The following is a 12820-nucleotide window of genomic DNA, read 5'->3' as shown; positions in this document are numbered from 1 at the left end:
TGTGCTCCTTACAGGCGGACAGGTTTGCCCTGCTGGACGGACTCGATGCAGGCGCGGGCAATAGCCAGTGCGGCCCGGGCATCTTCGCCGCTGGCGAGTGGTTTTTCACCAGTGCGCAGGCAGTCGACAAAGTGATTGAGCTCGGCAATGTAGGCATCGCGCAGCAGGTCGGTGTCCATGCGCTGGGTGTCGGCCTGGATGCCGTCAGCCAGGTAGCGAACCATGTCGGAGTGATTGATGCTGCCCATGGTCAGCATGCCGGCACTACCGAATACTTCCCCACGAACATCGTAGCCATAGACCGCCTGGAAATTGGCCTCGGCCGTCGCGATGGCACCGTTGTCGAAGCGGATCGTGACAACAGCGGTATCCAGCAGGCCCTTGTCCTTGTATTGCGGTGCAACCAAGGCATCGGCCATGACATAGACCTCGACAGCCTTGGCGCCTGGATTCAGATAGCGCAGGGTATCGAAGTCATGGATCAGGGTTTCCAGGAAAATCACCCACTGTGGCGAGGCGGCCGGGTTATGCAGCGCTGGATCGCGGGTCAGGGAGCGCAGTAACTGAGGCGTGCCGATGCGACCGGCTACCACGTCCAGATGGGCTGCCCGGAAGCTTCTGGCAAAGCGGCGGTTGAAACCGACCTGCAGCGGCACTCGTGCTTCGGCGGCCGCGGCGATGGCGCGGTCGGCCTCGTCAAGGGTGATGGCCATGGGTTTTTCACAAAAGACGCCTTTGCCGGCCCGGGCAGCGCTGATCACCAATTCGGCATGGCTACGGGCCGGGGCGGCGATCAATACACCGTCTATTTCCGGGTCTTCGAGCAGTTGCTGTGGATCGGTATAGACCCGTTGCACACCCAATTCTGCCGCCAGGCGTGCGGCTTGACCGGGTGTGGGGTCGGCAATGGCGGCCAGGCAAGCACCGGGAATGTGTCGAGCAGCGGTCTGGGCGTGAAAGCTGCCCATGCGGCCGGCGCCGATGAGTCCAAGGCGGATGGTCTTGGGTGTATTCATGAAGTGACTCCTTTTTATTGTTGTTCAAGTGGCTGAGCAGCAAGAACTGTCCTCGCTGGTATGAGCTCCTGAGCAAGGCCTGTGCCAATCTTTAACTACTTGATATTTATATAAATATTTCAAATTGAAAGAGGGGAGGTGTTCATTTGAATGACATGTCTATAATTACATGTCAAAAATATGAACATTGGTGCGGATCTCAATGATGGCTAACCAACCGCTCATGGCCTTCAGCCTGGAAGACCTCGATTACATTACGGCCATCGGGCCGGCGTCCTTGAATGAAGGACCCATCGCCGAGCTGGACCAGGCTTGGCTGGCTTGCCTGAAGGGTCGCACTGATCGACCTGCCGGGGTCAGACAGGCCATTTGGGACTCCTGGCTGCGCAGCGTCAGGGCCGGCCTCAACCCTGATGATTTTGCATACCGTTTTGTCGATCCCGACGTGTTGGCTGCAACACTTGCGGTCAATCGCGTATTGATCGGGGTGGCGGCAGAGGTCATGAGCGGGCTGCTGGCTTACAACCCCAGGGGGCATATCAACCTCACCGATGCCGAAGGGACGACCCTTTACTTCTGCGGTCTGGACCTTACGCCGGTGGGCAGCCGGCTGCTGGAGTCGGTGCAGGGCACCAACTGCACGGGACTGGCGATTGCCGAAGACCGATTGGTGTATGTGCTGGCGCAGGAAAATTTCGCGACTGGCCTGCGTCAGCGACGCATGCATTGTGCCGCCGCGCCGATCAGGGATGCCAAGGGCACGACCCTGGCCATTCTGACGTTGACCGCGGAGCCGGGCTGGTTCCATTTCCACACGCTGGGGACTGTCCAGGCGGCGGCCGAAGCCGTCTCGCGACAGATGGCGCTGCAGACGCTGCTGGAAGAACAGCAGACCGTCCTTGAAGTGCTGAACGAGGGGCTTGTGGTGCTGGATGAGCGGGGCTGCATCAAGGCGCTCAACCGCTATGCCCGTCAATTGTTCCGGGTGGGTCGGGATCTGTTGGGGTGCCCGTTCCAGCGTCTGGGGCAGAGCGAGCTGACTGACGAGATTCTGCTGCGCAGCGGCGAGGGGCTACGGGATCTGGATTGCACCTTTGAGCTGCACGATGGTAGTCACCTGGCATGCCTGGTGTCCGTATGTTCCCTGGAGCAGGGCGGGCACATTATCTCGTTGCGGGAGAACCGGCGTATCCGGGAAATCACCCGGCGGATCATAGGGACTCAAGCCAGCTATACCTTTGAGACCATTCAGGGAAGCTCGCGCGTCATACAGGATGCGCTGCGTCTGGGACGGATTGCCAGTCGCAGTGACTCGACCACGCTGATCCTGGGGGAAAGCGGGACCGGCAAGGAGTTGTTCGCACAGGCCATCCATAACGCCAGTGACCGTTCCAGCGGTCCTTTCGTAGCCGTCAATTGCGGGGCTATTCCGCGAGATCTGGTGCAAAGCGAACTGTTTGGTCATGTCGAGGGCGCCTTCACCGGGTCGGCCCGCGGAGGGTCTGCCGGGAAGTTTGAATTGGCCGATGGCGGAACGATCTTCCTGGACGAGATCGGTGACATGTCTTTCGATGCCCAGGTCAGCCTGCTGCGAGTCTTGCAAGAAGGCGAGGTGACTCGCGTTGGCGCGAAAAAGTCGCAGCATGTGGATGTACGCATCATTGCAGCCACGCACCGCAATCTGAGCCGGGCGGTTGCCGATGGCGCCTTCCGCGAGGATCTCTATTACCGGCTCAATGTACTGAACCTTACGGTTCCGCCGCTGCGGATGCGCCGGGAGGACATTCCATTGCTGGCGCGGCATTTTCTCAATCGCTGTGCCCAGTCGCTGCGCAAGCCTGTGCAGGGGATCTCGCCGGCGGCATTGGATATTCTTTCAGCCCACACTTGGCCGGGTAATGTTCGCGAGCTGGAAAACACGATCGAGCGCGCGACCAATCTGGCGGTTACCGGGCTGATCCAGCCGGGTGATCTTCCTCTCGACATCATGCAGGGGCTGCGCCGGCCGGCGTTGGGAAGTTTGCCAGAGCCCAGGGCTGCCCTGGACTTGGGAACCCATGAGATGAATGCGATTATCACGGCCCTCAGGGATACTCGCGGTAACATTCGGCTGGCCGCGAAGCAGCTGAATGTTTCTCGTGGTGGGCTGTACAACAAGATGAACCGGTTCGGACTCAGTGCCGATGCCTTTCGTTCGGGACCAAACATCTGATTGTCTTCTGTAGCGCCTTCTCAAGGTGCTCCACCACAGTGGCCTGGCGCGCGACGGCGTTGCAGGGCTGCTTGAATCAAGTCAGCGTGAGCCTCCTGTCTCACTGAATGATCGCCAGTTCGTCACCCTGTGTCAGTAACCAAGCCTGATCACCTCCTCGACGCTATCGAGCAAACAATCCAGCCCCCTCGTCATCAAGAGCGGTCATCCGACCGCTCGGTCACCCTGCGATAAAAAATTTTCGACGACGGTTGAATTCGCCCATTATCGGCGCGGCGAGCACCACAACCCGATTAGGTCGGGACCACGACGAGATTGTTGATGCCATAGCCGCGCGTAAACCCGACGAAGCCGAGCACGCGGCCCATGAACATACAATGTTGTTTCAGCGCCGGTTCCTGGCGTATATGCAACAGAACCTGACAGAAAATATGTCCGTTGCTTGAACCGCGTTGTCGGCAATGCTTGCCCCACGAGGGGCACGGGGCGGGCTTTTCCTCTACTCAGCTAACAACCTCAGACGCTTTCAGCGACGTCGATCTGCGGTGAAAGCATGAACCTGGCGCCAGCATCGGAGGAGGGATCTATCGTAGCGTCCACCATGGCCTTCACGGCGGTCTGCGCCAGCGCCACAACCGGGTGAGAAAGAACACACTGAACCACGCCATCGCGCAGAGCCGCCGACGTGATCGGGGTCAAGTCGTGACACACCACCGTCGGCAACGGGACGTTCTGCGTTTTCAGTACGCGCAGTGCGCTGACCACGCCCTCGATTCCTCCACCGGCCACATAGAGGCCGACCAGGTCGGGTTCACTGGTCAGGAGGTCCAGGGTACTGGCATAGGCGAACTCCTCATCCTCCAGAGTCAGGCGAGTAGCCAGTAACTCCCAATCCGGGGATTGTTCCGAGAGGAACGAGCGCAAACTCATCTCGCACAGTTCCTGGCATTGAAAGCGCTGTGTTCCGAGCATCACTGCCACCGGGCCGGGTTGTGGCGCCAGATGTTTGATGAACCAGCCTGCGGTGCGGCCCATGCGCCGGTTGTCTACACCGACATAGCCTGCGGCTGCCGAAACTTCCAGCTCGGATACCAGGGCAACCACCGGGACGCCTGCAGCACGCATGTGGGCAACGGCCTTGCGCACCACTGAATGGTCAGCCGCAACGACACCCAGCGCATCGACCTCACCTTGTAGCTGCAGGATGCGCTGCGCCGTGGCTGTCGGGTCCAGGTCATCGATGTAGTTGATCATCACCCGAACCTGCGCCTGAACGCTGGCCGCCGCGGCCTCGGCCAGGGCTTTTGCCAGGCCCTGATAAAAAGCGACACCGCGCTTGTGAAGCAGGAACCCCAAGCGCACGGTCGGGCGCTTCTGAAGCAGCCTTTGCTCGATCACATTGCGCCCGTAGAACCCCAGCCTGGCGGCGGCTTCGGCAATGCGCTGCGCCGTATCGGCGCGCACATTGGCGCGCAGATTCATCACTCGGTCAACGGTGGACAGGCTGACTCCTGCAGCCTGCGCCACATCCTCCATGGTTGAACGGCGCTGCGACGGGTTGTTTGGCTCTGACATGAAATGAAAGCCTTGCTGAAAGTTTTGACGGGTTTTGACAGCTATCGCCTGGCGACTATAGCAGCAGTGGCCTGGCTCGCCTTAGGATTCCTCCGAGCGAAACAGCACGACTCATAACAATAATCATCGGAGCCTGACATGACCCTCCATATCTCGACCGCCCCCTGTTGCTGGGGCGTAGATGATGCCAAGAATCCTCATTTACCGGCGTGGCAGCAGGTGCTCAGTGAAGCCGCGCAGGCGGGCTATCGCGGCATCGAGCTTGGGCCTTACGGTTACCTCCCGATCGACTCCCGGGTGCTGGGTCCGGTGCTGGCTGAGCAGGGGTTGCACATCGTAGCCGGGACCATTTTCGACAATCTGGTCGATCCCTCCAATCTGCCGAATCTTCTCGGTCAAACCCGCAACATCTGTGCCTTGCTCAGGCAATTGCCGGTGATCCCACAGGAGCCGGGGCAGCGCTTTGGCATGCCTTGCCTGGTGGTCATCGATTGGGGTCACGAGGAGCGTGACTACGCTGCCGGTCATTCCGACCGCGCCCCGCGTCTGGCGCCAGATGCCTGGCGGGGCATGCTGAGCCATATCCGTGCGATTGCCGAGCTGGCATGGACGCAATACGGCGTGCGAACGGTCATTCATCCTCACGCCGGGGGCTACATTGAGTTCGCTGATGAGTTGGCTCGGCTGGTCGACGACATCCCCTATGAAGTGGCGGGTTTGTGCCTGGACACCGGCCACCTCTACTACGCCGGCATGGACCCGGTTCAGACTCTGCGCCAGTACGCGGATCGCCTGGATTACCTGCATTTCAAAGATATTGATCAGGCGATGTTTGATCAGGTGCTGGGCGAGCACATCAGCTTCTTCGCCGCGTGCGGCAAGGGTGTGATGTGCCCGATCGGTCAGGGTGTCATCGACTATCACGCCTTGCGCGAGCTGATCGCCGAGCTCGGTTATCAGGGCTACATCACCGTCGAGCAAGAACGCGATCCCCGTAACGCCCATGGCAGCCTGCGGGACGTCACAGCCAGCCGTGCCTACCTCTCCCAGGTGGGTTTCTGACCCTCTCTCACGCCAAGGACTTATCGATGATCAATGGCAGCAAGCGTATTCCCCAACCTATTCGTTGGGCCATGGTAGGCGGTGGGCGCGATAGTCAGATCGGCTACATCCACCGCAGCGCAGCGTTACGTGACCAGGCATTTGTGCTGGTGGCCGGCGCATTCGATCTTGATCCAGAACGCGGCCGGGCCTTTGGCGTGCAGCTGGGGGTCGACCCTGAACGCTGTTATGCCGACTACCGTAGCTTGTTCGAGGGTGAGGCGGGGCGGCCGGATGGCATCCAGGCGATTTCCGTAGCGACGCCCAACGGCACCCATTTCGCAATTACCAAAGCGGCGCTGGAAGCAGGGCTGCACGTGGTCTGCGAAAAGCCCTTGTGTTTTACCCTGGAGGAGGCGCAAACCCTGCGGGAAATTGCCTCAGCCAGGAACAGGATCGTGGGGGTCACCTATGGCTATGCCGGACACCAGCTTATCGAGCAGGCCCGTGAAATGATCGCCCAGGGCGAGCTGGGTGAGATCCGCATGGTTCACATGCAGTTCGCCCATGGTTTTCACAGCGAGCCCGTGGAAGCTCAAAGCGACGCCACCAAGTGGCGGGTCGATCCACGCCTGGCTGGGCCCAGTTATGTTCTGGGGGACGTCGGTACCCACCCGTTGTACCTGTCGGAAGTCATGTTGCCCGAGCTAAAAATCAAGAAGTTGCTGTGTGTCCGTCAAAGCTTCGTCAAAAGCCGGGCGCCTCTTGAGGACAATGCCTACACCCTTATGGAATATGAGGGAGGGGCGATGGGGACATTGTGGTCCAGCGCGGTGAATGCCGGCTCCATGCATGGCCAGAAGATTCGGGTAATAGGCTCCAGGGCCAGCCTGGAATGGTGGGACGAGCGCCCGAACCAGCTGTCTTTCGAGGTCCAGGGCAAGCCCGCCCAGGTGTTAGAGCGTGGCATGGGCTATTTGCATCACAACGCACTACTGGATGACCGCATTGGTGCCGGACACCCCGAAGGACTGTTCGAGGCCTGGTCCAACCTTTACTACCGTTTCGCCATGGCCATGGACGCAGCCGACCGCGGGGACCAGGCACTGCTGGCGACGCTGCGCTATCCGGATATCCACGCGGGTGTCGAGGGTGTGCGATGGGTCGAACGTTGTGTCAGCTCTGCCGACAGCGGTGGGGTGTGGATTGATTACTGACCCAGGATACGGTTTGCCCCCAGGCGTGAACCGGTCACTCATAGTGTGAAATTATCTTCAGAGGGGATGAAGCCCGGCTCCAGGTTGGGCTTCATCCAGGTTGAACACCAGCGCCTTCAAGCCGCATTCAGCGTCGGCGTCGGCAAATTCCGGCGGGTTTTCCAGGCGTTGGTCGAAGCGCAGGCTCGGGGCTTCGCGGGTTACGCCGTCGATGAGGAAATCCGGGCCTATGGCCGGGTCGTTCATGCAGGCCAGTACGGTGCCGTGGCTGCTGAGCAGTTCCGGCAGCCGGCGCAACACGCGCTGGTAATCCTTGGTCAGCAGAAAGCTGCCTTTCTGAAAGGAAGGTGGGTCGATGATCACCAGATCGTAAGGGCCGCTGTTTATTACCTTGCCCCAGGACTTGAACAGGTCATGGCCGAGAAAACTCACCTTGCCCAGGTCGTGACCGTTGAGCCGGTGATTGTCGCGCCCACGGCTCAGGGCCACGCGGGACATGTCCAGATTGACCACATGATCCGCGCCACCCTCGATGGCGGCCACTGAAAACCCGCAGGTATAAGCAAACAGATTCAAGACACGCTTGCCATGGGCGTTGGCCCGTACCCAATTGCGGCCGTAGCGCATGTCGAGAAACAGACCGTTGTTCTGTTTCTTGCCCAGGTCCACCTTATAACGCAGGCCTCCCTCGGTGATCGTCCATTCCTCGATCGTTTCCCCCAGCAGCCATTCGATGGTGCTTTGCGGCAGGTAGCGGTGTTGCAGCAATAACCTATGAGCGCCGGATTTTTCCCACACAGGTGACTGAGTAATCTCCATCAGCAGCCGCTTCAATGCCTCCAGCTGCGTCTGCTCAGGCTCTTTGAACAGCGAGACCAGGACCACGCCCTGCATCCAGTCGACGGTCAGTTGTTCCAGCCCCGGCCAGCATCGGCCCCGGCCGTGGAACAGGCGGCGGGTTTCGTCGGGCACAGCTGCCAGGGCTGTCAGCAAATGGTGGTGCAGGGTAGAGAGGGCGTCAGGATTCATTGGGCAGGGCTGGTAATTTGAAGGGATGGCATTTTAAACACAATTAGCCGGATATATAGGTCACCGGGATTGAAACCGCCACTGAGCTCGCAGCGTTATCTCAATGACACTGCCTGTTGGAAGAATCCCGCTCAAGTCATCTTGGGCGGTATTTTTGTGCTTCTTAAATGTTCAGCACGCAGGCAGGGCACCGAAGCGTGAGGAAGGCCCCCGGATTTAAAGAGGGAGGATTTCGCCAGCGTGGAGTCAGTAGACGGCCGTTTTTGTTGGAAGGATCCCAAATGGCTTTCTCATATCAAGTGAATGAGATCTTAATTGTCTCTCTCCGGTCAGTTGATTGTACGCCTTGACCCTTCGGTGATTATCCGCATAACCACCCATCGCTGAGACCGTCCCGCTTTGAATATGGTCCAGATAACGGAATATCTTTTGTGGCGAAAGAAAGCTGATCTTGTAGTTCAGCGCTGCCATTCTATCTTGCAGTTCATAACCGGGATTACGCTCATCCATTTGAAAATGTAGCCCGTGCTTCTTGATCAGCCGCACATTCCACAGGGTACAAAAGCTCTTCAAGTGAGTTTCTCTGAACGGTTTCGGCGACTTTGCTTTCAAGCCCAGGGCTCGCATGCCACGCCGAGCGTAGTGCTTGAAAAATCGTGAAACCAGGCGCCAGGCTGATCGACCCACACCTCGATTCAACTGTTCCAGGCATCCGACAGCCGCCACTTCGCGTGGACCAGTGCACTGGCCGATCATCATGGTAAAAACAGTCGGATCGTAAATAAAAGTATCGGTGTGCAACAGAAACAGATACTCGGTTTCAACGTGATCCAAAGCAAGATCCAGGGCTCGGCCGTGAGCAACGCTTCCGGCTTCAGGGGCGGCTACTTTACGTTCAATCAGGTTGATCCAGTTCAGCGTGCGCAGGTATTCGCTGCTCGCATCGTCCGAATGGTTATCCACCACAAAAACAGGAACGCCAGTCTCCTGCAACCCCTCGCGCAGCAGCTCCAGGCAAGTCCTGGTCAGCCCCAGTGATTTGTAATTAACCAGCACAACACTGTAGTTTGCCTTGGTCGCAAGTGGGTATGTCATAAGTTCTTCAACCTCGATGGCTGACTGCTGTTCCGGTAATGCCAGTTCAAAGGGGGGCTGGCATAAGCTTCAGGCTTGCGCTCATCCTAGAGCGGGTAACCTTTCAGCCTGTTCCCCGGTGGATAAATTTTCTGACAGGATTGTTTTTCGGTTCCGATGGGCTGGCGCTGCTCAGTACTGCATTGATGGTCAACGTGTCCGGCATTGCGGCCAACGAACAGGAATCGGAGATCATTCGGCGTTCGGTCGCATCTACATAACGAGGACGATTCAGTTCCCGGATCCAGGGCCGAGCATCGCAGGCCTTCTTGACCCCGGCGAACGCAGATTGAGCAGGAGGCGGATTACTTTGCTGCTTGCGTTCTCATGCCTGCCCGGCTTTTGAATACCTATTTCGGATTCCAGTTCGGGTGTCCGATAGCACCATGGCCCTGCGAGTCAAGGAGCTGGGCTTGGTGAGTTGGCCCAAGTGGTCGACCCTGCGTCAGGGCACTTTTGCATAAGCGGCTACGTGAAAGTTCCTTGCCAGTCTCTGAGCAAATCGTATAGGCCACTGCTATAGCTAATCTGCTGTATTTTTATTTTACTTAGGGAAGGGACGATTATGCGAAGGTACATCGCATTTGCCGCTGTGCTTGCAATGCCAGTGGTTGCAGCAGAAGGAGCAGAGATATCCTGGTCGGTTGCCAACGGATTCCAGCAGTTCAAAAACGACGCAGATTTTCAAAAACTCAAACAAGCCTGGAAGCCTGAGATGTCGGCGGAGGCTTTTCTCGCTACACAAAACGCTGCATCTCTAAGGAAACTGCTGCCCATAAATGACACTTGGTGGGACAAAGAAAGTGGCCTCTACAACAATGGGCTGTTCAACCCTTCTCACAATGTTCTTCTGACCTACTTGGGAGCGGTACAAGGACAGACATGTCAGTGGAGTATTAACGCAAGCTTGGTTGGCTCAGCGGTACCCTGTGACGCTGAAGTGACAGCCTCGCAGATAAAGGAGAATACTCCCTTTACCATTTCCGTTTCAGTCGATGGTGCTACAGCGCAAGAGATTAAAGATCAGCGCATCACGACCAAACTGATTCTCGCAGTGGGCGACTCATTTGCATCGGGTGAGGGTAATCCTGACCATGCAGCGGTGACGAACACGATACCGGAAAAAGGCTCGGGAAAAGAAAACAAAACCGGCCTTGAGACCCTGGATTGGTTTCTCAAGGAAAATATGGGCAACCAGCGATTTACGGCATCGGCTGACTGGTGGGATACCGCATGTCATAGGTCATTTCTGTCTTGGCAATCACTTTACTCGATGAGAAAGGCAGTCGCCGACCCACATCTGGTGGTTAGGTTTGCATCTTTTTCTTGCTCAGGGGCCGAAACCTACGATGGCTTTTTTAGAGCTCAGAATGATCCTCCGGCAGAAGTTGGTCCACGTAGGGTCCTTAAGGGGTGGAGTCGTGATGGAGGCAATGTCACAGTCGCCCAGAAGGTCAGGGAGGAGCGAAAGTCAGAGAAAACAGTGTTTGTTGAAGACAAGCGCACCAAGACAGTCCTGAATAAGTCTCAACTCAATGCGGCTATCGCGTTGCTTTGTGATGGGAAGACCACTCCAGGGCTTTCAAAGTCATTCCGGCCACAACAGGAAGGCTTGCGGTCGAGTCCTTATTATGGGGAATTCAAATATGATCAGTGTCAGGGCAGTCTGCGTCAGCCTGATGAGCTTCTGACGTCGTTTGGTGGAAATGATTTCGGGTTTTCAGGGGTCGTCATGTGGGGGCTCGTACCTCGAACTGCGGTGGGAAACTCCGAAACTATCGGAAAGCTTTTTAGAACCTGGAGTCTGTCAGCTTTCCGAGGAATGATGAAAGTTCAGGAGCCGAAACCAGCAGGGAAAATGGCCACCGACCAAACCTACCTGATGTATTCCGACCTGGCCTGGACGTATACCCATCTGCTGAACGTTAAAACAGAGGATGTCAAAGAACTCATCTACCCAAATCCACTGCCGGAAAAGTTGTCAGAAGTCTGCTCTAGCCGAATGGGGCAGGGAAACGAGTCCCTGAGCGCATTCTCTATTAATGAAGGAAATAAATTCCTTATTACCAGGGGCAAGTTCAATAACTTTGTTTACAGAATAGAGGACAAGCAGGCCAAGGAGATGGTTCGGGACTTCATAGTTCCTTTACAGGGAGCGCAACGAGTGGCTATCACGAAGGTTGGTTGGAAGCCTGTCGAGTCCCAGCGAGGCTTTGAGTCTCCTGCCGGGGCGAGAACAATGTGTGCTGTGGCTAGTGCTTGTGACCAACGCAACGGAACGTGCGATTGGGTGGATCTCCCAGGCTGGCGGGCTTCTCGTCATGATCTGGATCCATCATTGAGACCGATGCAAAACATTACTCAATGGGAGTCCTATTCCCCAACCCGCCTGAGAGGATTACGGATGTCCAATGATTCGGTGCTGACTCAAGCCAGATTTGTCGATGGCAAGATTCAGGAAGACTGGATGAGGGGCTCCGTGCACCCAGTGGCTCAGGTTCATGCCGGGATTGCTGATTCGATTGATAGTCCGGAAAGCGTTGCGACTAAATAGTAGTTATAGGGTCATCAGGCCGGCTGTTTTATGTCGTAGCCGGTCAGGAAAACCGAGCGCGGATTGGAAACCGTCGAATCCTTGCTCATGAAGTGAAGCGTTGAAGCCGCCGCTTGGCGGCTTTTTAATGGCTTGTCAGTAGTCGTGCTTTGAATCGCCCTCGTTTCTGTAGACAGCTTTGGACGGCTGCTTCACGCCCTGAGGAATTCAGTCAACCTTGATCAAGGTTCTTGAGCAGTGTGGTGAACCGCGCCATCCGTTGTTAGCGCAAAGACGGGTTATGATGACCCCGCCCAGCGCTGATCCTTGAAGTCACGGGCAAGCCTTAACCCTCGGAGTCAGAAACTCGATGTTCACCATCACCCCCTTTGAAACCCCACCGCCCGAGGCCATCAAAAGCCAGATCCTGCAGTTGGTCGTCGACTACGTAACCGATATCAGCATGGTGGCCATCGCGCCGAGCAATCCGCTCTACAACCTCTATCAATACGGTATCGGATACGAGGTCCATCTCTATCTGGACGCTATGGACGGTTCCAGAGGCATTCCCGTCGAATTGATCGTGGCCTCGGATGCCCAGGACCCTTCCACTGTCGTCGGCTTCTTGCTGTATCTGCCGGTGAAGGACGATCCCGAGGCTTGCGCAGTGGCCTATATGGCCGTGCGGGAAGGCCACCGACGTCGGGGTGTTGCGCGCGCGATGCTGCAGGAAATGGTCAGTCGATACCCTCATGCCGAGCTGGCCTGCTTTGTTGGCAAGGTGCCGTATTTCGAGTCGATGGGTTTTCAGGTTGTGGGTGCGCGCGGTCCTCAGGTCGTCATGAATACCCGCGACCACAGTACGGACGGCCTGTGGGCGGTGTTGGACGTAGCGCCGATCTATAGCTCTGTGGAGGTGCGGCAGATTCATACTTATCTGCTTGCGCAAAACGGTAGAAAAGCGATGCTGGACGCCGAGAAGAAGCGTGACCGGCATCTCGACCAGATGACACGCCACGCGAAGGCTTTTGTGCTGGACCGTCTTGGAGAGGCCGCCTTGCAA

Annotated in this window: 9 protein-coding genes and 1 pseudogene; 6 read left to right on the top strand and 4 right to left on the bottom strand. The window is 57.2% G+C overall.

Features of this window, described 5'->3' with window-relative positions; genetic code table 11:
• Positions 1 to 8: 8 nt before the first annotated feature.
• Positions 9 to 1016, bottom strand: coding sequence for a Gfo/Idh/MocA family oxidoreductase (locus AC07VR_RS22575; protein WP_495012592.1), 1008 nt, complete (start codon positions 1014 to 1016; stop codon positions 9 to 11).
• Between the two features lie 205 nt (positions 1017 to 1221).
• On the opposite strand from AC07VR_RS22575, the gene AC07VR_RS22570 reads away from it, so the two are divergent.
• Together AC07VR_RS22570 and AC07VR_RS22565 are read left to right on the top strand one after the other, a co-directional pair.
• Positions 1222 to 3228: a sigma-54 interaction domain-containing protein gene (locus AC07VR_RS22570; protein WP_495012591.1), complete on the top strand. Its 2007-nt coding sequence runs from the start codon at positions 1222 to 1224 to the stop codon at positions 3226 to 3228.
• Positions 3229 to 3479: 251 nt separating this feature from the next.
• The gene (locus AC07VR_RS22565; protein WP_495012590.1) at positions 3480 to 3674 is read left to right on the top strand and encodes a hypothetical protein; all 195 of its coding nucleotides are present in this window, start codon (positions 3480 to 3482) and stop codon (positions 3672 to 3674) included.
• 70 nt (positions 3675 to 3744) lie between these two features.
• Here the strand turns inward: AC07VR_RS22565 and AC07VR_RS22560 are convergent, their stop codons facing one another.
• Positions 3745 to 4803, bottom strand: coding sequence for a LacI family DNA-binding transcriptional regulator (locus AC07VR_RS22560; protein WP_495012589.1), 1059 nt, complete (start codon positions 4801 to 4803; stop codon positions 3745 to 3747).
• A 138-nt stretch (positions 4804 to 4941) separates the two neighbouring features.
• Here AC07VR_RS22560 and AC07VR_RS22555 point away from each other — a divergent pair, with 138 nt between their 5' ends.
• Together AC07VR_RS22555 and AC07VR_RS22550 are read left to right on the top strand one after the other, a co-directional pair.
• Positions 4942 to 5865: a TIM barrel protein gene (locus AC07VR_RS22555; RefSeq protein ID WP_495012588.1), complete on the top strand. Its 924-nt coding sequence runs from the start codon at positions 4942 to 4944 to the stop codon at positions 5863 to 5865.
• A gap of 26 nt (positions 5866 to 5891) precedes the next feature.
• The gene (locus tag AC07VR_RS22550; RefSeq protein WP_495012587.1) at positions 5892 to 7061 is read left to right on the top strand and encodes a Gfo/Idh/MocA family protein; all 1170 of its coding nucleotides are present in this window, start codon (positions 5892 to 5894) and stop codon (positions 7059 to 7061) included.
• A 57-nt stretch (positions 7062 to 7118) separates the two neighbouring features.
• On the opposite strand, the gene AC07VR_RS22545 is transcribed toward AC07VR_RS22550, so the two are convergent.
• Both AC07VR_RS22545 and AC07VR_RS22540 read right to left on the bottom strand, forming a co-directional pair.
• The gene (locus AC07VR_RS22545) at positions 7119 to 8090 is read right to left on the bottom strand and encodes a class I SAM-dependent methyltransferase (protein ID WP_495012586.1); all 972 of its coding nucleotides are present in this window, start codon (positions 8088 to 8090) and stop codon (positions 7119 to 7121) included.
• Positions 8091 to 8336: 246 nt separating this feature from the next.
• Positions 8337 to 9185, bottom strand: coding sequence for a glycosyltransferase family 2 protein (locus AC07VR_RS22540; RefSeq protein ID WP_495012585.1), 849 nt, complete (start codon positions 9183 to 9185; stop codon positions 8337 to 8339).
• Positions 9186 to 9825: 640 nt separating this feature from the next.
• Here AC07VR_RS22540 and AC07VR_RS22535 point away from each other — a divergent pair.
• Positions 9826 to 11778: a hypothetical protein gene (locus tag AC07VR_RS22535; RefSeq protein WP_495012584.1), complete on the top strand. Its 1953-nt coding sequence runs from the start codon at positions 9826 to 9828 to the stop codon at positions 11776 to 11778.
• Between the two features lie 349 nt (positions 11779 to 12127).
• Positions 12128 to 12817, top strand: a pseudogene (locus AC07VR_RS22530) (GNAT family N-acetyltransferase); the annotation flags it as partial.
• Between the last annotated feature and the right edge of the window lie 3 nt (positions 12818 to 12820).

The sequence above is a fragment of the Pseudomonas sp. GW821-FHT02H09 genome (genome assembly GCF_059421425.1).
Note: the sequence above shows the minus strand (reverse complement) of the source record. Positions and strands in the feature narration are given on the sequence as shown.